The following is a 20,507-nucleotide window of genomic DNA, read 5'->3' as shown; positions in this document are numbered from 1 at the left end:
CGCGGTCATACAGCGCTCAACGGTCATGACCCACTAGATCGCGGTCATGACGTGCTTCACACGCGTGTAGTCCTCGAACCCGTACGAGGACAGGTCCTTGCCGTAGCCCGACTTCTTGAAGCCGCCGTGCGGCATCTCCGCGACCAGCGGGATGTGGGTGTTGATCCAGACGCAGCCGAAGTCCAGGCGGCGCGACATCCGCATGGCCCGGGCGTGGTCCTTGGTCCACACCGAGGAGGCCAGCGCGAACTCGACGCCGTTGGCGTACTCGACGGCCTGGTCCTCGTCGGTGAACTTCTGCACGGTGATGACCGGGCCGAAGACCTCGTTCTGGATGATCTCGTCGTCCTGCAGCAGGCCGGAGACGACGGTCGGGGCGTAGAAGTAGCCCTTGTCGCCGACCCGGTGGCCACCGGCCTCGACCTTGGCGTGGGCGGGCAGCCGCTCGATGAAGCCGGAGACCTGCTTCAGCTGGTTGGCGTTGTTCAGCGGGCCGTAGAGCACGTCCTCGTCGTCCACGCCGCCGGTCTTGGTCTCGGCCGCGGCCTTGGCCAGCGCCTCGACGAAGGCGTCGTGGATCGACTCGTGCACCAGCACGCGGGTGGCGGCCGTACAGTCCTGGCCGGCGTTGAAGTAGCCCGCCACCGAGATGCCCTCGACGGCCTCGGCGATGTCGGCGTCCTCGAAGACCACGACGGGGGCCTTGCCGCCCAGCTCCAGGTGGACGCGCTTGACGTCCTTGGAGGCGGACTCCGCGACCTGGATGCCGGCCCGGACGGAACCGGTGATGGAGGCCATCGCCGGGGTCCGGTGCTCGACCATCAGCTTGCCGGTCTCGCGGTCGCCGCAGATGACGTTGAAGACGCCGGCCGGCAGGTCCAGGTCCTTGAGGACGCCGCCGATGATCTCGGCCAGCAGCACGGTGGAGGCCGGGGTGGTGTCCGAGGGCTTCAGCACGACGGCGTTGCCGGCGGCGATGGCCGGGGCGAACTTCCAGACCGCCATCATCATCGGGTAGTTCCACGGCGCGACCTGGGCGCAGACGCCGACCGGCTCCCGGCGGATGATCGAGGTCATCCCGTCCATGTACTCGCCCGCGGCCTTGCCCTCCAGCAGGCGGGCGGCGCCGGCGAAGAAGCGGATCTGGTCCACCATCGGGCCGATCTCCTCGGAGAGGGTCAGCGCGCGCGGCTTGCCGGTGTTGCGCACCTCGGCGTCGACGATCTCGTCGGCCCGGGCCTCGACGGCGTCGGCGATCTTCAGCAGCAGCTTCTGCCGGGTGCTCGGGGTGGCGTCGCGCCAGATCGGGAAAGCCGCGGCGGCGGAGGCCATCGCGGCGTCCACGTCCGAGGCCCCGGACAGCGGCGACGTCGCGTACACCTCGCCGGTGGTCGGGTCCACGATGTCGAGGGTGCGGCCGTCCGCCGCGTCGACGAACTCACCGTTGATGTAGTTGCGCAGCGTGCGAAGGTCGCTCACGGGTCTCTCCTCGGTCTGGGCCTGCGGCGTTGCAGAATCCGGCGCCATGGTATGTCGGCGGATGCGGCGGACGAAGGGTGCCGAGTGGCCGTGCCCCGTCCGGCGCGGTCCACTGGTGGCGGAATGCGCGCCTCCCTGCGGGGGCGCGCGCGTACCGTGCCACCCTAACCGCTCGACTGCCGGGATCGACAGGCCGCATCCGCGCCGACGATGAAATCCGCAGGCGTTTTCCAAGATCGCGACGAAATCAGCAGTTTCCACGCTTGCGAACACAAGAACGATCAGGCACAGTGGCGGCGTGGCCAACCGCGACCGGAACGCGAGCGTTCCCCTCGACGCCGCCTCCAAGGCGATCATCGAGCAACTGCAGGAGGACGGGCGCCGCCCGTACGCCGCCATCGGCAAGGCCGTCGGCCTGTCCGAGGCGGCCGTGCGACAGCGCGTCCAGAAGCTGCTCGACCAGGGCGTGATGCAGATCGTCGCCGTCACGGACCCGCTCACCGTCGGCTTCACCCGCCAGGCGATGGTCGGCATCCGGGTCGAGGGCGACATCGAACCCGTCGCCGACGCGCTGGCCGCCCTCGACGAGGTCGACTACGTCGTCTGCACCGCAGGCTCGTTCGACCTCCTGGCCGAACTGGTCTGCGAGGACGACGAGCACCTGCTCGAACTGATCAACAAGCGCATCCGCGCCCTTCCCGGCGTGCGGAGCACCGAGAGCTTCGTTTACCTGAAGCTCCGGAAACAGACCTACACCTGGGGCACCCGATGACAGCCGACCCGGCGCAGAAGGACCTTTCCAAGACCGCCTACGACCACCTGTGGATGCACTTCACCCGCATGTCGTCGTACGAGAACTCCCCCGTTCCGACGATCGTCCGGGGCGAGGGCACCTACGTCTGGGACGACAAGGGCCGCAAGTACCTCGACGGCCTCGCCGGCCTGTTCGTCGTCCAGGCCGGTCACGGCCGCGAGGAGCTCGCCGAGGCCGCCGCCAAGCAGGCCAAGGAGCTCGCCTTCTTCCCGGTGTGGAGCTACGCCCACCCGAAGGCCGTCGAGCTGGCCGAGCGCCTGGCCAACTACGCCCCCGGCGACCTGAACAAGGTCTTCTTCTCCACCGGCGGCGGCGAGGCCGTCGAGACCGCCTGGAAGCTGGCCAAGCAGTACTTCAAGCTGACCGGCAAGCCGACCAAGTACAAGGTCATCTCGCGCGCCGTCGCCTACCACGGCACCCCCCAGGGCGCGCTGTCCATCACCGGCCTGCCGGGCCTGAAGGCCCCGTTCGAGCCGCTGGTGCCGGGCACCCACAAGGCGCCGAACACCAACATCTACCGCGCCCCGGCCTTCCTCGAGGGCCCGGACGGCACGGTCGACCCCGAGGCCTACGGCCGCTGGTGCGCCGACGAGATCGAGGTGGCCATCCTCAACGAGGGCGCCGAGACCGTCGCCGCCGTCTTCGTCGAGCCGGTCCAGAACGCCGGCGGCTGCTTCCCGCCGCCGCCCGGGTACTTCCAGCGCCTGCGCGAGATCTGCGACCGCCACGACGTGCTGCTGGTCTCGGACGAGGTCATCTGCGCCTTCGGCCGCCTGGGCACCATGTTCGGCGCCGACAAGTTCGGCTACCAGCCCGACATGATCACCTGCGCCAAGGGCATGACCTCGGGCTACTCCCCGATCGGCGCCACGATCATCTCGGACCGCCTGGCCGAGCCGTTCTACAAGGGTGACAACACCTTCCTGCACGGCTACACCTTCGGCGGCCACCCGGTCTCCTCCGCGGTGGCGCTGGCCAACCTCGACATCTTCGAGCGCGAGGGCCTCAACCAGCACGTCCTCGACAACGAGTCCGCGTTCCTCGGCACCCTGAACAAGCTGCGCGACCTGCCGATCGTCGGCGACGTCCGCGGAAACGGGTACTTCTACGGCATCGAGCTCGTCAAGGACAAGGTCACCAAGGAGTCGTTCAACGACGACGAGGTCGAGCGCGTGCTCTACGGCTTCCTGTCGAAGGCCCTCTTCGACAACGGCCTGTACTGCCGCGCCGACGACCGTGGCGACCCGGTCATCCAGCTGGCCCCGCCGCTGATCTCCGACCAGTCGACCTTCGACGAGATCGAGCAGATCCTGCGGACCAGCCTCACCGACGCGTGGGCGAAGATCTGACCCCCTGAGCCTTCTTCCCCACCCTCCGCCGAAGGGCGGCCCCGACTCCCTGGACCCCAGGAGCCGGGGCCGCCCTTCGGCGTTCACGCCGTGATCACGTCCACATCACGGTCGTACGACCAAACATGCCTGAATGCGGGTGATATGCCCGTGATGGACCAGTGCGCCGCAACCGCGACCGTCCCCGGTCGTTCTAATCTGACGACTGTCATATCCCTGCGGCCACCCAGGATGGAACCCCATGCCAGCGGCACCGCCTGACAACGACGTGCTGTGGGCCCGAGGGATCGTCAAGTCCCACGACGGCACCCCCGCCCTGCGCGGCATCTCGATCGGCGTCCGCGAGGGCGAGGTGCTCGCCGTCACCGGCCCGCGCGGCTCCGGCAAGAGCACCCTGCTCGGCTGCCTCTCCGCCCAACTCCCCGTCGACGAGGGCGAGGTGTGGTTCAACAGCTCCCCCGTCCACACCCTCGGACGGGCCGGCCGCGAACGGCTGCGCCGCGACCGCTTCGGCTTCGTCGGCTCCCAACCGCACCTGGTGCCCGAGCTGACCGCCCGCGAGAACGTCGCCCTCCCCCTCCTGCTCGCCGGCGCCGGCAACAAGGCCGCTTACACCGCCGCCTCCGAGTGGCTGGAGCGCCTCGACGTCGGCGAGGTCGCCCGGCAGCGCCCCGACCGGCTGCTCCAGAGCCAGCGCCAGCGCATCGCCGTCGCCCGCGCCCTCGCGCCGCTGCCGCCCGTCGTCTTCGCCGACGACCCCACCGCCCCGCTGCACCGCGAGGCCGCCGACCAGGTCCTGCGGATACTGACCAGCGCGGCCCGCTCGCACCAGCTCACCCTCGTCCTGGCCACCCACGACCCCGAGCTCGTCCGGTTCGCGGACCGCGCGGTCGCCCTCGTCGACGGACGGCTCACCGCCCCCGCCGCCCCCGTCCCGCGCGGCACCGCCGTCACGGCCGGCCCGAGCCGCTGAGAGAGTCGTCGTGTTCTACCTCCGCCTGGCCCGGGGCTACCGGGTGCCCGACCTCGGCCGCTGGCTGCTCACCGCCCTCGCCGCCGCCGTGGTCGCCGCCTTCCTGCTGCGCTCCCTCGGCCGGGCCCTGAGCGACCCGCTCGGCGGCACCGACGCGTTCGTCCGCCTGCTCTGGTGCCTGCCCCCGCTGGCCGCCGTCGCCTGGTTCGCCGCCGTCGCCGCCCGCTCGGTGCCCGCCCGCCGGCCCGAGCGCATCGCCGGCCTCACCGCCGCCGGGGCCGGCTCCCGCCGCATCCGGGCCCTGATCGCCGGAGAGGTCGCGCTCGCCTGCGTGCTCGGCAGCGTGCTGGCCCTGCTGCTCTTCCTCGTCCTGCGCAACGACATCGCCGGGCCCACGCTCGCCCCCGACCTCGGCATGGGCGTGCCGCTGCCGGCCGCCGCCCCGGTCACCCTGCTCGCGCTCGTGCCGCTCACCGCCGGGATCGCCGCCGCCTGCTCCGTGCCCTCCGCCGACGCCCTGCCCGGCGGCCGCACCCGCGCCCGTACGGGCTTCGGCCCCTGGCGCATCGCCCTGCCGACCGGGCTGGTGGTGATCGGCGCCGCGCTCGAACTCATCGCCCTGCGGCCCGGTGCCGCCGTCGACGGCCGCCCGATCCACCTGCCCGCCGGGCTCGGCTCCACCAGCACCGCCGCCCTCGGCGGCTGGGCCGCCGGCGCGCTCGGCCTCGCCCTGCTGACCGGCCCGCTGCTCGGCTGGGCCGGCCGCCTGCTCGCCGTCGGCCGGCCCACCCCGCTGCGGCTGCTCGCCGGGCGCGGGCTCACCGCCCAGGCCCGGCGGCTCGGCCCGCCGCTGGCCGTGCTCACCCTCGTCCTCGCGGTGGTCCTCACCACCGTCCGCTACTGGATCGGCACCCGCGACGGCGCCGACACCCTCCCCGCCGTCGAGGCCGGACTCGTCCTCGGCTGCACCCTGGCCGCCGTCGCCGCCCGCCTCGCCGAGGTCCGCACCGACCGCCGCGCCGTCACCGAGGCCCTGCTCCGCCTGGGCACCTCACCCCGGCTGCTGTTCGGCGCCGTCGCCCTGCGCACCCTGGCCGTCGGCACGACCCTGCTGCTCACCGGCGGGGCGACCGCCGCGCTGGCGGCCGCCGGGCTGCGGTAGGGGCTTCAGCCCGCCGCGGCGAGCTGGCCGCAGGCGCCGTCGATCTCCTGGCCGCGGGTGTCACGGACGGTCGTCGGCACGCCGTGCGACTGGAGCCGGCGGACGAACTCGCGCTCGTCCTCGGGCCGCGAGGCCGTCCACTTGGAGCCGGGCGTCGGGTTCAGCGGGATCAGGTTCACGTGCACCCGCTTGCCCCGGATCAGCCGGCCGAGCAGGTCGGCGCGCCAGGCCTGGTCGTTGATGTCCTTGATCAGCGCGTACTCGATGGAGATCCGGCGGCCGGACTTCTCCGCGTAGTTCCACGCCGCGTCCAGCACCTCGGCGACCTTCCACCGGGTGTTGACCGGCACCAGCTCGTCGCGCAGCTCGTCGTCCGGAGCGTGCAGCGACAGCGCCAGCCGGCAGCTGAGGCCCTCGTCGGCGAAGCGGTGCATCGCCGGGACGAGGCCGACGGTCGAGACGGTGATGCCGCGCTGGGAGAGGCCGAAGCCGTCCGGCGCCGGGTCGGTGAGCCGGCGGATCGAGGCCAGCACCCGGTTGTAGTTGGCCAGCGGCTCGCCCATGCCCATGAAGACCACGTTCGACAGCCGCGTCTCGCCCCCGGGGACCTCCCCGGTCTTCAGGGCGCGCATCCCGGCGGCGATCTGCTCGACGATCTCCGCGGTCGACAGGTTGCGGGTCAGCCCCGCCTGGCCGGTCGCGCAGAACGGGCAGTTCATGCCGCAGCCGGCCTGCGAGCTGATGCACATGGTGACCCGGTCCGGGTAGCGCATCAGCACCGACTCGACCAGCGTCCCGTCGAAGAGCCGCCACAGCGTCTTGCGGGTCGCGTCGTCGTCGCAGGAGACGTGCCGCACGACCTTCATCAGGTCGGGCAGCAGGGCCTCCGTCAGCTTCGCCCGGCTGGCCGCGGGGATGTCCGTCCAGCTCTCGGGGTCGTCCGACATCCGGCCGAAGTAGTGGTTCGAGAGCTGCTTGGCGCGGAAGCCCTGCTCGCCCAGCTCGGCGACGGCCTCCTTGCGCTCGGCGGGGCTCAGGTCGGCGAGGTGTCGCGGGGGCTTGGCGCCGCGCGGCGCGACAAAGGTGAGTTCTCCGGGCTTAGGCATGGTCGTTCAAGTGTCGCAGACGCACGGAGGCCCCGGACGCGCCAGGCGTCCGGGGCCCCTCGAACCGTGTGCGGGTCAGCTGCCGACGAAGGCCGCCAGCAGCAGCCAGACCACTGGGGCGGTCGGCAGGAGCGAGTCCAGCCGGTCCATGATGCCGCCGTGGCCGGGCAGCAGGGTGCCCATGTCCTTGATCCCGAGGTCGCGCTTGATCATCGACTCGCCCAGGTCGCCCAGGGTGGCGGTGACCGCCGCGCAGCCGCCCAGGATCAGGCCCTGCCACCAGCTGCCGTCGTCGATGATCAGCTGCATCAGCACGGCGCCCGCGAGCATCGACAGCGCGATGCCGCCGGCCAGGCCCTCCCGGGTCTTGCCGGGGCTGATCGTCGGGGCGAGCTTGGTCTTCCCGAACTTGTAGCCCACCGCGTAGGCGCCGGTGTCGCTGCAGATCGTGACGATCAGGAAGAGCACGATCCGCTGCGGGCCGTCGTCGGCCGCCAGCATCATCGCCACGAAGGTGGCCAGGAACGGCACGTAGAACGCGGTGAACACGCCCGCCGTTATGTCGCGCAGGTAGTTCTCCGGCGGCTCGGCCATCCGCCAGACCATCACCGCCAGCCCCGTCAGCGCGAGCGAGGCCGCGGCCCACTGGATGCCCGCCCAGTAGCCGGTGGCGACCATGGCGACGCCGCCGACGACCAGCGGGACGAGCGGCGCCTTGATCTGCTTGCGCTCGGACAGGCGGCTGGTCAGCTCCCAGACGCCGACCGCGACGGCGGCCATGACGACGAACAGGAACAGCGCCTTCACCACGAACAGCGAGGCGACGATGACCGCGCCGAGGCCGACCCCCACGCCTATGGCGGCCTGGAGGTTGCGGCCACCGCGTTGCTTGGGCGGCTGCGGCTGCGGGGCGGGCTGGGCGGCCACGGGTGTCTCCTGCCCTGGATGGGACGACGGCGGGTACGGGGGGAACCCGGCCGCCGGGTGGCTCGGCGGCGGCGCGGGGTGCACCGGAGCCCCCGGGAACGGCGGGGCGCCGGCTCCGGGGGTGACGTCGTCGGTTATCGCGCGCAGCACGACCGTCTCGCCGCCGCCCGGGGCGGCCGGGGGCTGCTCGTCCCGGAACAGCGGACCGCCGCCCAGCCGGCCGGCCTCCCGGGCCGGACCGGGGTCGGCCGGGACGGGAGGCATGACCTGAGTCTCCTCCGCGTCGCCGTTCCAGTACACCGGAGGCTGCTGCGGCTGATCCGGACGGGGGCCGCCCGGCGCTCCCGGCCCCTGGACGGCCCCGTGACCGGGGTGTCCCTGGAACGGCGGGGGCGCCGGATGATCGCCGTACCCCGGCGCCGGATGGGCTTGCGGCAGGGGTGCCTGCGGCTGCGGCGCCGGGCGGTACGGCTGGAACTGCTGGTCGGACGGGCCCCAGTAGCCAGGGGCGTCAGGGGCGTCGTTCATCAGACCTCGAGCAGCTCGGATTCCTTGTGCTTCAGCAGCTCGTCGACCTGGGCCACGTACTTGGCCGTGGTGTCGTCGAGCTCCTTCTCGGCGCGGCGGCCGTCGTCCTCGCCGACCTCGCCGTCCTTCACCAGCTTGTCGATGGCGTCCTTGGCCTTGCGGCGCACGGCGCGGATCGAGACCTTGGCGTCCTCGCCCTTGGTGCGCGCGATCTTGATGAACTCGCGGCGGCGCTCCTCGGTCAGCTCGGGCAGCACCACCCGGATGATAGAACCGTCGTTGGAGGGGTTGACGCCCAGGTCGGAGTCGCGGATCGCCTGCTCGATGGCCTTGAGCGCGGTCTTGTCGAACGGCGAGACGACGGCCATCCGGGGCTCCGGCACCGAGAACGAGGCCAGCTGGTTGATCGGGGTGATGGCGCCGTAGTACTCGGCGACGATCTTGGCGAACATCGCCGGGTGGGCGCGGCCGGTGCGGATCGCCGCGAGGTCGTCCTTGGCGACGCCGACGGCCTTCTCCATCTTCTCCTCGGCCTCGAGGAGGGTCTCTTCGATCGCTTCGCTCACTGTGGTCTCCCTGTCCGGTTCATCTGCTGTGGGTCCCGACCGGTCACGGCTCGGCGCCGCCGTCCGGTACGGCTGGTTGCTGCTCAGGCCCGGACGGAATCCTGGCTGATGAGTGTGCCGATCTTCTCACTCTTCACCGCGCGCGCGATATTGCCCTCCGCCAGCAGTTCGAAGACCAGCATCGGGAGGTTGTTGTCCTTGCACAGGGTGATCGCGGTGAGGTCGGCGACCTTGAGGTCCCGGGCGATGACCTCGGAGTAGTCCAGGGCGTCGAACTTGACCGCGTCCGGGTTGGTCCGGGGGTCGGAGTCGTAGACGCCGTCCACGCCGTTCTTGCCCATCAGCAGGACGTCGGCGTGGATCTCCAGGGCCCGCTGGACGGCCGTGGTGTCGGTCGAGAAGTACGGCATGCCCATTCCGGCGCCGAAGATCACCACGCGGCCCTTCTCCAGGTGCCGGACGGCCCGCAGCGGCAGGTACGGCTCGGCGACCTGGCCCATGGTGATCGCGGTCTGGACGCGGGTCTCGATGCCCTCCTTGACCAGGAAGTCCTGGAGCGCGAGGCAGTTCATGACCGTGCCCAGCATGCCCATGTAGTCGGAGCGGGCCCGGTCCATCCCGCGGACCTGGAGCTCGGCGCCCCGGAAGAAGTTGCCGCCGCCGATGACCACCGCGACCTCGGTGCCGGCGCGGACGACCGTGGCGATCTCCCGGGCGATCGCGTGCACGACGTCCGGGTCGACGCCGAGCCCGCCGCCACCGGCGAAGGCTTCACCGGACAGCTTCAGCAGCACCCGGCGGCGCGAACCGGCCTTGGGGTCCTGCGCGGTCTCCTGCGTCTCCTGCATGGATTTCTCCTTTATTGCACCTGCTGGCTCACAGACCGGGGCCGTGCGGGCTCCGGTCCGCGCGTACACGCGAGGAGGCCACTGCCGCGGGAACCTGTTCGGTGTCCTGCACGGCAATGGCCTCCTCGTCGTTCATGGTGCCGACGCGGGCCGCCCGGTGACGGTTGGCGCTGGGTGAGCCCGCTCGGCGTTCCTCCCGCCCTGGTCAGCGGGCGGGGGCGGTTCCCAGCCTAGAGGGGCCGGGGACCAGGGGGAACGTGGCTCAGGCGCCGACGCGGAAGCGGGCGAAGCGCTTGAGGGAGACGCCGGCCTCCTCGAGGACCTTGGCGACGGTCTTCTTGTTGTCCTTCGCGAAGGCCTGCTCCAGGACGGAGTTCTCCTTGACGAAGCCGGTGACGCGACCCTCGACGATCTTCGGCAGGGCGGCCTCGGGCTTGCCCTCCTCGCGGGCGGTGGCCTCGGCGACGCGACGCTCGTTCTCGAGCGCCTCGGCCGGGATCTCCTCGCGGGACAGGTACTTCGGCGCGAAGGCGGCGATGTGCTGCGCGACGTCCTTGGCGACCTCGGCGTTCTCCTTGTCCAGCTCGACCAGGACGCCGACGGCCGGCGGGAGGTCGGGGCTGGTCTTGTGCAGGTAGACCGCGACGAAGCCGTCACCGTCGAACTGGGCGAAGCGACGGAAGACGATCTTCTCGCCCAGGGTCGCGTTGGCCTCGTCCACGAACTGCTGGACGGTCTTGCCGGCCTCGATCTCGGAGGCGAGCGCGGCGTCCAGGTCGGCCGGGGCGACGGCGGCGACGTGGGTGGCGATCGCGTCGGCGACCTTGACGAAGTTGTCACCCTTGGCGACGAAGTCCGTCTCGCAGTTCAGCTCGACCAGAACGCCGGACTTCTTGTCCTCGGCGATCAGCGCGGCGACGGCGCCGTTGGAGGCGTCACGGCCCTCGCGCTTGGCGACGCCCTTCTGGCCCTTGATGCGCAGGAGCTCGACGGCCTTCTCGACGTTGCCCTCGGCCTCGTCCAGGGCCTTCTTGCAGTCCATCATGCCGGCGCCGGTGAGCTCACGGAGCTTCTTGACGTCCGCGGCGGTGAAGTTCGCCATGGTGTGAATCTCTTCTCGCGTCTCGCGTGTCTGCGTGGGGATGCGCCGGGACCGGTGGTTCGGTCCCGGCGCGGGAGAGAGGGGCACCTGCCGGTTTCGTACCGGCGAGTGCCCCTCACCCTTGGTACGTCAGGCCTGCTCGGCCGGCGCCTCGGTGGCGGCGGTCTCGACGACCTCGGTGACCTCGGCGACCTCAGCGACCTCGGCGGTCTCGACGACCTCAGCGGTCTCGGCCTCGGCGGCCGGGGCCTCCTCGGCCTTCTTCTCGCCCTCGATCAGGTCCTTCTCCCAGTCGGCCAGCGGCTGGTCGGCACCCGGCTCGGCCTTGGCGTCGCCCTTGGCGACACCGGCGCGGGACTTGAGGCCCTCGGCCACGGCGTCGGCGATCACGCGGGTCAGCAGCGTGACGGAGCGGATCGCGTCGTCGTTGCCCGGGATCTTGTAGTCGACCTCGTCGGGGTCACAGTTGGTGTCGAGGATGGCGACGACCGGGATGTTGAGCTTCCGGGCCTCGCCGACCGCGATGTGCTCCTTCTTGGTGTCCACGATCCACACGGCGCTGGGAACGCGCTGCATGTCGCGGATACCGCCGAGGGTCTTCTCCAGCTTGTCGTGCTCGCGCTGGAGGACCAGGAGCTCCTTCTTGGTGAGGCCGGAACCGGCCACGTCCGCGAAGTCCAGCTCGCCGAGCTCCTTGAGGCGCTGCAGACGCTTGTAGACGGTCGAGAAGTTGGTCAGCATGCCGCCGAGCCAGCGCTGGTTCACGTAGGGCATACCCACGCGGGTGGCCTGCTCGGCGATGGCCTCCTGGGCCTGCTTCTTCGTGCCGACGAAGAGGACGCTGCCGCCGTGGGCAACGGTCTCCTTGATGAACTCGAAGGCGCGGTCGATGTAGTTCAGCGACTGCAGGAGGTCGATGATGTAGATGCCGTTGCGCTCGGTGATGATGAAGCGCTTCATCTTCGGGTTCCAGCGGCGGGTCTGGTGACCGAAGTGGACGCCGCTCTCCAGCAGCTCCCGCATCGTGACGACGGCCATGTGCCGTGCTCCTCAGGTGTTACGGCCCGGGCCCCGGCGGTGCCTTTGAGGGCGATCGCCATGGCGCGGGTCAGTCTCGGTTGGTCCGTGGCAGTCAGGTGAAAGCCACGCCTGACGCCCCGATCGTGCCGAGCCGCTGCCACCCTCGCGGTCCGGGGACCGGTCGGGCTCGGCGGACCGAGGGCACTCGCACCGGGCGGGGGCTGCGGTCGAACCATGTCCGTCCACGACCGTCCACCGGTGGCGGGGCGTGCGAAGTCGACCCGGCGGACCGGGTCGCGTGTGAAGTGTACGGGAAGCGCCGAGGGGCGGGCGACTCCGAGAGTCGCGCGGGCCCGGAGCGGGTGGGGCCCACGGGGGCCGGGAGGCCTCGGCCGGGGGCGTGCGTCCGCGGGCGGTATGCCGCCGCGAGGGCCTTCGTATGCCGTTTCTACACCGAATGGCGGTACCCGTACACCCGTCCGGGGGACGGAGGACGGGCCGGTGGGCGGTTTGTCCACAGGAATCCGGAACCGGGTGGTGCGGAGGCGAGGGCGGCGTCAGCCTCTGGGCATGACTGCGCGCGGAGTGACGGTGCTGGTGCTGGTGCTGGCGGCGGTGCCGGCGTTCCTGGGGGCCGCCCCCGGGGCGGCGGGCGCCGCTCCCGTACGGGGCGCGCTGCGGGCCTGGCCGGTGGGCGGGGGCGGCGGGGTGCTGGGGCGGTTCGACCCGCCGGCGAAGCCGTGGGCGGCCGGGCACCGCGGGGTGGACCTCGCCGCCGGGGCCGGGGAGCCGGTGCGGGCGGCGGCGGCCGGGGTGGTCGCCTTCTCCGGGCCGGTCGCGGGGCGGCCCGTGGTGAGCGTCACGCACCCCGGCACCGGCTCTCCCCCGCTGCGGACCACCTACCTGCCCGTCCTGGGCGAACTGCCGGTCGGGGCACCGGTGGCCGCCGGGCAGGTGATCGGGCACCTGGCGCCTCAGGGGCGGCACTGCGGTGGGCGGGACTGCCTGCACTGGGGGTTGCTGCGCGGCGGGCGCTACCTCGATCCGCTGGCCCTGCTCGGGTCGGGCTCGGCGCGGCTGCTGCCGCTCGACGCCGGGGCCGTTCCCGGTGCGGACACGACTCAGGAACGGTCCAGGCCGCGCAGGGCCAGGGCGACGGCGGCGTCGGCGATCGCGTCCGGGTCCTCCACCGGGCAACCGGCGCGCACTCCGCCGGCCGACTGCTCGCTCTGGCGGACGGCCGCCTCGACGATCCCCTGGAGCAGCGCGGCGGCGAGCCGGGGCCGGGTGTGGCCCAGGTCCTCCAGCGCCCGGACGACGAGCCCGACCAGCGTCCCGTGGGCCGCGCGGATGCGCTCGCGCGCCGCCTCGTCGAGCTCCAGGGCCGAGATCGCCACGACCGCCCGGTGCCGGGGGTCGCCGGCCAGCGCCAGCTGGCCCCGGACGTACGCCTCGATCCGGCCGGCCGCGGTGTCGCAGCTCTGCATCCCGGCCTCGATCTCGGCCGCCCAGAGCGGGAGGTCCACCTCGCACAGCGCCTCGACCACGGCGGCGCGGGAGCGGAAGTACTCGTAGACCGAGGAGCGGGCCAGGCCGGTGCGCGCCGCGAGCGCGGGGAAGGTCAGGGCCTCCATGCCGCCCTCGGTGAGCAGGGTGCGGGCAGCGTCGAGGAGGGCTGCCCGCTGCAGTTGGCGATGCTCGGCCACCGAGGCCGCTCGGATCTTCGGCACAGAGACACTGTACGGAGCCCTACCTCCGGCCGGTACGGCGCCGCGCGTCCTCACGGCGCCACGGGGCCGGCCCCGGCGGGGAGGCGCCCGCCGGGGCCGGCCGGACCACCGGGCCCCGGACTACCGGACCTCGGAGAGCTTGGCGCGCAGCTGGAGGACGGACTTGGTGTGGATCTGACTCACCCGGCTCTCCGTCACGCCCAGCACCTGGCCGATCTCGGCGAGGGTGAGGCCCTCGTAGTAGTAGAGCGTCACCACGGTCTTCTCCCGCTCGGGGAGGGTGTTGACGGCCTGGGCGAGCAGCCGGCGCAGCTCGCGGTCCTCGGCGACCTCGACGGGGTTGTCGGCGCCGTGGTCCTCCAGGGTGTCCATCAGGCTGAGCCGGTCGCCACCCTCCCCCACCGGGTGCAGCAGCTCGTCGAGGGCGACGACGTTGGCGAGGGAGAGCTGGCTGAAGATGGCGTGCAGGTCCTCGACGGCGATACCCATCTCGGCGGCGACCTCGGCCTCGTGCGGCGTCCGGCGCAGCCGGGCCTCCAGCGTCGCGTACGTCCGCTCGACGGCCTTGGCCTTCTGCCGCACCGAGCGCGGGATCCAGTCCAGGGCGCGCAGCTCGTCGATGATGGCGCCGCGGATGCGGCTGATGGCGTAGGTCTCGAACTTGATGGCGCGGCCGATGTCGAACTTCTCGATCGCGTCGATCAGGCCGAAGACGCCGGAGGAGACGAAGTCGGCCTGTTCGACGTTGGCGGGCAGGCCGACCCCGACCCGGCCGGCCACGTATTTGACGAGTGGTGAGTAGTGCAGGATCAGCTGCTCGCGCAGCCTGGCGTCGCCGCTCTCCTTGTAGGAGCGCCAGAGCTCCTCGAGCGCGGTGCGGCCCTGGGCGGCGGGCTCGTCGGGCGCCGTCTCGCGCTCGCCGGTCCGCTGGGGGCCCGGGGCGGGGCGCTCACGCCGGGGTGCGTCGGCCGGCGGGGGCGCGGGCGGCGCGTCGGGCGCCGACGGGGAGGTCGCGTCGGGCGCCGGTGCGCCGCCGGGTGCGGGGGGCGCGTCGGCGTCGGCCGCGCCGGCGGGCGCGTCCGCGGGCCGGCCCGGGCGGGTCGCCGGTCGGCCGCCCTGGCGCGACAGGCCCCCCATCGCCCCCGTCTGCTTGGACGGGAGCTCGGTCACGGTCCGCCGCTCGGTCCTCGGCCCGCCCGAGGACCGGGCTCCACCGGTCACTCTGTGTCCGGGAATGTGTGTGGGCATGCGTGGGTCTGCGCCGTTCTGCCGAGTCATGTGCTGATAGGGAAGGCATGTGGAGCGTAGCGTGACCGACTCACTGCAAAGCGCTACCGCCACTCGGTCGTCCCCCGATCCGGTGGCGTTCGCCGAGGCGTTCACCCCGGCGGTCACCGACCGGAACCGTGCACACGAACGGTCGAACCGGGGCAGCGGCCCGGCCGGTCACCCAGCTCGCGCCGCCCGCCCCCGCGCCGCCTTCCCCGATCACCTCCTCCGCACCGCGCGCCAGTGCGCGCCGTGCCGTTCGACGTAGCCGAGCGAGCCCAACTCGTAGAGTTTCTGGAGCACTTCGTCCGGCGGCAGCCCGGACTGTCGGGCCAGCCGTTCGATCGGCGCGCCCTCGGCCGTCGCCGGTACGGCCTCCAGCACCCGGGCGACCGCCGGCTCCAGCAGGTCCCGGGGCAGCACCGGGCCGGCGCGCTGGGGCGCGAGGTCCTCGCCGATCGACCCGATCAGCTCGGTGACCTCGTCGGCGTCGGTGACCAGGGTGGCCGCGCCGCTGCGGATCAGGGCGTGGACCCCGGCGGACAGCTCCGAGGTGACGGGGCCGGCGACGCCCATGGTGTGCCGGTTGAGGTCCCGCGCCCGTCTGGCGGTGCTCAGCGCGCCGCTGCGCACCGCCGCCTCGACGACCACGGTGCCCCGGGTGAGCGCCGCGATGACCCGGTTGCGCAGGACGAAGCGGAAGCGGTTGGGGTGCTCCCCGGGCGGGAGTTCGCTGACCAGCAGGCCCTGGACGCCGATCCGCCGGATCAGCGCGGCGTTGCCCTTCGGGTAGGCCACGTCCACCCCGCAGGCCAGCACCGCGATGGTCATCCCGCCGACGGCGAGCGCTCCCCGGTGGGCGGCCGCGTCGATGCCGTAGGCCGCTCCGGAGACCACCACCCAGCCGCGCTCGGCCAGTTGGGCCGCGAACTCCCCGGCGACATGGGCGCCGTAGGCCGTGCAGGCCCGGGAGCCGACCACCGAGACCGAGCGGAGGGCGAGCAGCCGCAGCGATCCGGTGCCCGTCGCCCAGAGCCCGACCGGGCGTCCGTCGCCCAGGTCGTCCAGCTGGCTGGGCCATTCAGTGTCCCCCGGAATGATGAAGCGTCCACCGGCGTCCTGTACCCGTTTCAGGTCGTCCGCAGGGTCGAGGCCGGGCAGCCTCGCCTGGTACCCGGCGAGCCGGGTGGCGTCCAGCCCGGGATGGTCGGGCACGGTGCCGTCCCGGATCGCGCGGACGAGTGCGGCGGCGGGGAGCCGGCCGAGCCAGCGGCCGACCATCGCGTCCCCGGGTTCGCTGACCCGGTTGAGCACGGCCCGGGCGAGCCGCTCCTCCTCGGGGTCGGCCACCGCCGCTGCCCTGTCGGGCGGTTGGGGGTCGCACGTCAGCCGGTTCACGCGGCGGCTCCTTCCTGGCCCTCGCCGCCCGGAGGCGCCGGTGGCCTCTCCTGCGGGCCGGCCCGGCCGCCGAGCCGGCCGAAGACCCGTTCGGTGAGCGGGAGCCCCTGTTCGACCCCGGTGCGCAGGACCAGCGCCGTCCGCACGTCCCGCTGGTCGGGCCGGTCCCGCCCGGCGAGGTCGGCGACCGTCCAGGCGACCCGGAGCACCCGGTCCAGCCCCCGGGCGGTGAGCAGCCCGCGCTCCAGCTGCCGGGCCACGTCGTTGAGGGCTCCGGCCCCCAACTGCCAGCGGGTGCGCAGCTCGTGGCCCGGCACCTCGGCGTTGGTCCGCCAGGGCGTCCCGGAGAGCCGCTCGGCCGCCCGCTCCCGGGCGGCCAGCACCCGGGCGGCGACCGTCACGGTGGTCTCCGCCGTCACGTCCCGTTCCATGAGCTCGACCCTGGTGACGGGGGCGACCTGGACCTGGAGGTCGACCCGGTCCAGCAGCGGCCCGGAGAGCCGCCCCTGGTACCGGCTGACCATCGTCGGGGTGCACTCGCACCCCTCGCCCCGCCGCGAGTGCCGCCCGCACGGGCAGGGGTTGGCGGCCATGCAGAGCAGGAACCGGGCGGGCAGGCGCAGCGACCCGGCGGAGCGGGCGATCACCACCTCGCCCGACTCCAGCGGCTGGCGCAGCGCGTCGAGCACCCGGACGGGGAACTCCGGTGCCTCGTCCAGGAAGAGGACGCCCCGGTGGGCCAGCGAGACCGCGCCCGGTCTCGGCAGGCCGCTGCCGCCGCCGACGATCGCGGGCATCGTCGTGGAGTGGTGCGGGGCGCAGTAGGGCGCGGTGTCGATCAGCGGGCGCCCGACCGGGAGCAGGCCGGCCACCGAGTGGACGGCGCTGACCTCCAGGGCCTCCTTCTGGGTCAGCGGCGGGAGCAGCCCGGGCAGCCGCTCCGCCAGCATCGTCTTGCCCGCGCCGGGAGGGCCCTTGAGGTAGAGGTGGTGGCCGCCTGCCGCGGCGATCTCCAGGGCGCGGCGGGCCTCGTACTGGCCCGCCACGTCGGACATGTCGAGGCGGGCGCGGTCCTCCGGCAGGCCGCGCACGCTCGCGCTGGGCAGCATCAGCCCGGCCATCAGGGGGTCGGGCCGGCCGCCGTGGAGCGGGTCGGGCGGTTCCTCCGGGACGGGCGTGCCGCTGAGCACGGCCACCAGTTCGCGCAGGGTGCGGACGCCGGTGACGGTCACCCCGGGGACGAGGGAGGCCTCGGGCGCCGTCTGCTCGGCGACCACGACCCGCTCGTACCCGGCGTCGGCGGCGGCCAGCACCGAGGGCAGCACCCCGCGGACGGGCCGCACCCGGCCGTCCAGCCCCAGCTCGCCGATGAGCAGCAGGTCGGCGATCGAGGAGGGGTCGAGCCGCTCGGCGGCGGCGAGCACGGCGCAGGCCACCGCGAGGTCGAAGCCGCTGCCGCTCTTGGGCACCGAGGCGGGGCTGAGGCCGACCGTCAGCTTGCGCTGCGGCCAGGCCTCACCGCTGTTGCAGACCGCCGCCCGGACCCTGTCGCGGGCCTCGGTGAGCGCCTTGTCGGGCAGGCCGACCAGGGTGAACGCGGCCACCCCGGGCTCCAGATCGGCCTGGACCTCGACGATCACGCCGTCGACCCCGACGAGGGCGACGGAACACGTGCGGGCGAAGGCCATCTCAGACCACCCCCCGCAGGTGGTCGACCAGGGCGGCACCCCGCGCCCTGTTGACGACCGCCACGAGGTCGATCCGCACGCCCCCGGGCGGGGCGGGCGGCCATTGCGGGTCGGCCGGCCCGGGGTCGTACCCGGGCCCGGCGAGCCTGGCGAAGTGCCCGGGCCAGCGTTCGGCGAGCCAGCGCTCGGCCAGGCGGCGCAGCCGGGTGGCCTTGGCCCGGTCGATGGCCTCGCCGGGCTGTTGGAAGCCCCGCTCGGAGCGGGTCTTCACCTCGCAGACCGCGACGGTGTCGCCGTCGAGGGCGACGATGTCCAGCTCGCCCTCGGCGCAGCGCCAGTTGCGGTCCAGGATGCGCAGCCCGTCCTCGGTGAGGCGCCGGGCGGCGACCCGTTCGCCGTAGCGGCCGAGCGCGAGGGTGTTGGGCACGGCCCGCACGGGCTGCGCGGTCTCTGCTGCCCCTACGGTCTGTGCGGTCCCTACGGTCTGTGCGGTCTTCTCGATGGTGTTCTGCACGGTGACCACCTCCGCCGAGGAGGCTGCACCGTCATGTCCGTCGGCGCCCGGAATTTCCGTTTCCCTGTGGATAACTCGGGCGCGTTCATCACACCGTTCACCCTCAGGGGTGGCAGACCCCTCGAAGGCCGAATTCCGCTGGACAACGGGGGCGGAGGTGGTTCAACGTCGGCGGCGTCAGTTCCCGAAGCCGGACTCGTCCGAAGGCAGCTCCAGGTCGCTCTTCGCGAGTTCCTCGATGTTCACGTCCTTGAAGGTCAGCACCCGGACCTTGCGGACGAACCGGGCCGGCCGGTACATGTCCCAGACCCACGCATCCGCCATCGACACCTCGAAGAACACCTCGCCCTGGACCGAGTGCACCTGCAGCTCGTAGTCGTTGGTGAGGTAGAACCGTCGCTCGGTCTCGATCACGTACTTGAACAGGCCGACGACGTCCCGGTACTCCCGGTAGAGCTTGAGCTCCATCTCGGTCTCGTACTTCTCGAGATCTTCGGCACTCATCCAGGCGTCCCCTCAACTCGTCAACGTCCACCCATTGTGGACCAACGCACCCACGCTCAGAGCCGTACCGGATCCACCGGCGGGCCCTCGGCCAGCAGCCGGGCCAGGAAGTCCGCCAGGCCGGCCGGGTAGACCGTCTCGGCGGTCGCCCCGAGCTCCTCGACCGTCCACCAGCGCGCTTCGAGCAGATCGGCGTGCTCGTCCTCGCCCATGCCGGAGTGGTCCAGTTCCGTCCGCTCCGTCCGGGCCAGGTGGAACCACTGCTCCTGTTCGTAGCGCCGCCCCCGATAGGAGAACGACACCGTGCCGTACGCCACCAAGGGCCCCAAGGCCACTCCCCGCAAGCCCGTCTCCTCGGCGAGCTCCCGCTCCGCGGCCTCCCGCAAGCCCTCGCCGGGCTCCAAGCCGCCGCCGGGCGTGAACCACCACGTCTCGTCGGGCTCCGCCGGGTCCGTCCCCAGGAAGAGGAGGATGCGGTCCTGTCCGTCGAGCAGCAGGATGCGCGCGGCCTTGCGCCGTCGTGCCGTCATGGCGTCCCTGCACGCTCCTTCCGTCCGCGTGGGTGGCGCTCACGATCCTGCCACCCGGTGGGTGCCCGCGGGGCGATGTTCGGGACAGCGGGCCTCGGGGCGGGGCCGGTCAGGAGCGCCGCAGCCGTCGGGCCAGGCCCGCCAGCCCGCCCGCCGCGCAGGTCAGGACGATCAGCGCCGCGCCGCCGACGGTCGCGTACGCGGCGGGCTCCAGCGGTCCGGGCGCGGCGGCGTCCGGGCCGGCGAGGCCGTCGAAGGCGGCGGTGCGGGGCAGCAGCGCCGTGCGGCCGAACGGCATCACCGTGGCCTCGACCCTGGCCTCCACCCCGTCGGCCGGGACGGTCCCGCCGTCCACGTCCATGTGGGTGCGGGAGTCGAGCGAGCCCTGCCGGTTGTCGCCGAGCAGGAACAGCCGCCCCTGCGGCACGGTGACGCTGAAGGAGTCGCCCTTGGGCGCCTGCGCGGCCAGGTAGGGCTCGTCCACGGGCTTGCCGTTGACGGTCAGCCGGTTGTCCTCGCGGCTCACGGCCACGGTGTCGCCGCCGACGGCGACGACGCGCTTGACCATGAGCCGGCCGCCGCTCCACGCCTGGTCCCGGAAGACCACCACGTCGCCCCGGCCGACGGAGCCGCCGCCGACCTTCCGGCCGAGCACGGTGTCCCCGATCTGCAGCGTCGGGTGCATCGAGGCGGTCGGGATGTCGTACGGCCGGTAGTCCACCGCGATCAGGGCGAAGCCGCCGATCATCCCCACCAGCCCGAGCGCGATCGCCACGCCCTGCAGCACCGCCCACGCCCGGTGCGACGGGCGGGCGGGCGCCTCCGGGAGGTCGTCGGCCGTCTGCTCCACGACACTGCTCATCAAAACCGCCCGCCTCTGGCCGATCGGAGAACCGGCCGCAGGACCGGCCGGGGAACGCCGCTGGTGCGCCGGGGGCGCGGCCGGGAAAGCCGACGGGCCGTGGCACGTCCGAGCAGATTACTCGTCGGTACCACGGCC

At 72.9% G+C, this 20,507-nt stretch carries 19 protein-coding genes and 2 pseudogenes; 5 read left to right on the top strand and 16 right to left on the bottom strand.

Going from position 1 to position 20,507, the window contains the following annotated elements; all coding sequences use genetic code 11:
• Positions 1-33: 33 nt before the first annotated feature.
• On the bottom strand, positions 34-1,527 hold the full coding sequence (locus ACIRRS_RS32790; protein WP_402978650.1) for a gamma-aminobutyraldehyde dehydrogenase: 1,494 nt from the start codon (positions 1,525-1,527) through the stop codon (positions 34-36).
• 250 nt (positions 1,528-1,777) lie between these two features.
• Here ACIRRS_RS32790 and ACIRRS_RS32785 point away from each other — a divergent pair, with 250 nt between their 5' ends.
• The 4 genes from ACIRRS_RS32785 to ACIRRS_RS32770 all read left to right on the top strand — a co-directional run bounded on the left by ACIRRS_RS32785 (position 1,778) and on the right by ACIRRS_RS32770 (position 5,777).
• The gene (locus ACIRRS_RS32785; protein WP_030243538.1) at positions 1,778-2,251 is read left to right on the top strand and encodes an Lrp/AsnC family transcriptional regulator; all 474 of its coding nucleotides are present in this window, start codon (positions 1,778-1,780) and stop codon (positions 2,249-2,251) included.
• Positions 2,248-3,642: an aspartate aminotransferase family protein gene (locus ACIRRS_RS32780; RefSeq protein WP_402978647.1), complete on the top strand. Its 1,395-nt coding sequence runs from the start codon at positions 2,248-2,250 to the stop codon at positions 3,640-3,642. Before ACIRRS_RS32785 ends, ACIRRS_RS32780 begins: the two co-directional genes overlap by 4 nt.
• Positions 3,643-3,883: 241 nt before the next feature.
• On the top strand, positions 3,884-4,615 hold the full coding sequence (locus ACIRRS_RS32775) for an ABC transporter ATP-binding protein (protein WP_402978645.1): 732 nt from the start codon (positions 3,884-3,886) through the stop codon (positions 4,613-4,615).
• Positions 4,616-4,625: 10 nt separating this feature from the next.
• Positions 4,626-5,777 carry a hypothetical protein gene (locus tag ACIRRS_RS32770; RefSeq protein ID WP_402978642.1) on the top strand — a complete coding sequence of 384 codons (1,152 nt, stop codon included), beginning with the start codon at positions 4,626-4,628 and terminating at the stop codon, positions 5,775-5,777.
• A gap of 5 nt (positions 5,778-5,782) precedes the next feature.
• Here the strand turns inward: ACIRRS_RS32770 and rlmN are convergent, their stop codons facing one another.
• From rlmN to ACIRRS_RS32735, 7 genes are all read right to left on the bottom strand, one after another.
• The gene (rlmN, locus tag ACIRRS_RS32765; protein ID WP_031072023.1) at positions 5,783-6,883 is read right to left on the bottom strand and encodes a 23S rRNA (adenine(2503)-C(2))-methyltransferase RlmN; all 1,101 of its coding nucleotides are present in this window, start codon (positions 6,881-6,883) and stop codon (positions 5,783-5,785) included.
• A 75-nt stretch (positions 6,884-6,958) separates the two neighbouring features.
• Positions 6,959-8,074 (bottom strand): phosphatidate cytidylyltransferase, encoded by a 1,116-nt coding sequence (locus ACIRRS_RS32760; RefSeq protein WP_402978640.1) that lies wholly within the window; start codon positions 8,072-8,074, stop codon positions 6,959-6,961.
• A gap of 263 nt (positions 8,075-8,337) precedes the next feature.
• On the bottom strand, positions 8,338-8,859 hold the full coding sequence (gene frr, locus ACIRRS_RS32755) for a ribosome recycling factor (RefSeq protein ID WP_402978702.1): 522 nt from the start codon (positions 8,857-8,859) through the stop codon (positions 8,338-8,340).
• Positions 8,860-8,987: 128 nt separating this feature from the next.
• Positions 8,988-9,752 (bottom strand): UMP kinase, encoded by a 765-nt coding sequence (gene pyrH / locus ACIRRS_RS32750; protein ID WP_031072029.1) that lies wholly within the window; start codon positions 9,750-9,752, stop codon positions 8,988-8,990.
• Positions 9,753-10,014: 262 nt separating this feature from the next.
• The gene (gene tsf / locus ACIRRS_RS32745) at positions 10,015-10,854 is read right to left on the bottom strand and encodes a translation elongation factor Ts (protein ID WP_402978637.1); all 840 of its coding nucleotides are present in this window, start codon (positions 10,852-10,854) and stop codon (positions 10,015-10,017) included.
• A 129-nt stretch (positions 10,855-10,983) separates the two neighbouring features.
• Entirely contained in the window at positions 10,984-11,892 is a 909-nt protein-coding gene (rpsB, locus tag ACIRRS_RS32740; protein WP_402978634.1) for a 30S ribosomal protein S2, read from the bottom strand.
• 539 nt (positions 11,893-12,431) lie between these two features.
• Complete coding sequence (locus ACIRRS_RS32735; protein WP_402978631.1) at positions 12,432-12,737, bottom strand: hypothetical protein; 306 nt, start codon at positions 12,735-12,737, stop codon at positions 12,432-12,434.
• Between ACIRRS_RS32735 and ACIRRS_RS32730 the strand changes: the two are divergent.
• Positions 12,637-12,861, top strand: a pseudogene (locus ACIRRS_RS32730) (peptidoglycan DD-metalloendopeptidase family protein); the annotation flags it as partial. The gene ACIRRS_RS32735 and the pseudogene ACIRRS_RS32730 overlap by 101 nt on opposite strands.
• Positions 12,862-12,995: 134 nt before the next feature.
• On the opposite strand, the gene ACIRRS_RS32725 reads toward ACIRRS_RS32730, so the two are convergent.
• From ACIRRS_RS32725 to lepB, 8 genes and pseudogenes are all read right to left on the bottom strand, one after another.
• Positions 12,996-13,580: a TetR/AcrR family transcriptional regulator gene (locus ACIRRS_RS32725; RefSeq protein WP_402978699.1), complete on the bottom strand. Its 585-nt coding sequence runs from the start codon at positions 13,578-13,580 to the stop codon at positions 12,996-12,998.
• 144 nt (positions 13,581-13,724) lie between these two features.
• A pseudogene (gene whiG / locus ACIRRS_RS32720) lies at positions 13,725-14,537 on the bottom strand (RNA polymerase sigma factor WhiG); the annotation flags it as partial.
• Positions 14,538-15,092: 555 nt separating this feature from the next.
• Positions 15,093-16,271, bottom strand: a complete 1,179-nt coding sequence (gene dprA / locus ACIRRS_RS32715; RefSeq protein WP_402978628.1) for a DNA-processing protein DprA — start codon at positions 16,269-16,271, stop codon at positions 15,093-15,095.
• A complete protein-coding gene (locus tag ACIRRS_RS32710) occupies positions 16,268-17,959 on the bottom strand; it encodes a YifB family Mg chelatase-like AAA ATPase (RefSeq protein ID WP_402978625.1) in 1,692 nt (563 codons plus the stop codon). The genes dprA and ACIRRS_RS32710 overlap by 4 nt, the downstream gene beginning before the upstream one ends.
• A gap of 1 nt (position 17,960) precedes the next feature.
• Positions 17,961-18,386, bottom strand: coding sequence for a YraN family protein (locus ACIRRS_RS32705; RefSeq protein ID WP_402978696.1), 426 nt, complete (start codon positions 18,384-18,386; stop codon positions 17,961-17,963).
• Positions 18,387-18,650: 264 nt separating this feature from the next.
• Entirely contained in the window at positions 18,651-18,977 is a 327-nt protein-coding gene (locus ACIRRS_RS32700; RefSeq protein ID WP_030056781.1) for a DUF2469 domain-containing protein, read from the bottom strand.
• A 56-nt stretch (positions 18,978-19,033) separates the two neighbouring features.
• Positions 19,034-19,507 (bottom strand): NUDIX domain-containing protein, encoded by a 474-nt coding sequence (locus ACIRRS_RS32695; RefSeq protein WP_402978622.1) that lies wholly within the window; start codon positions 19,505-19,507, stop codon positions 19,034-19,036.
• Between the two features lie 109 nt (positions 19,508-19,616).
• Positions 19,617-20,369, bottom strand: a complete 753-nt coding sequence (gene lepB, locus ACIRRS_RS32690) for a signal peptidase I (protein WP_402978619.1) — start codon at positions 20,367-20,369, stop codon at positions 19,617-19,619.
• Between the last annotated feature and the right edge of the window lie 138 nt (positions 20,370-20,507).

It is taken from the genome of Kitasatospora sp. NPDC101183, assembly GCF_044767945.1.
Lineage (GTDB): Bacteria > Actinomycetota > Actinomycetes > Streptomycetales > Streptomycetaceae > Kitasatospora.
The sequence above is the reverse complement of the archived record's forward strand: the minus strand, read 5'-3'. Positions and strand labels throughout refer to the sequence as shown.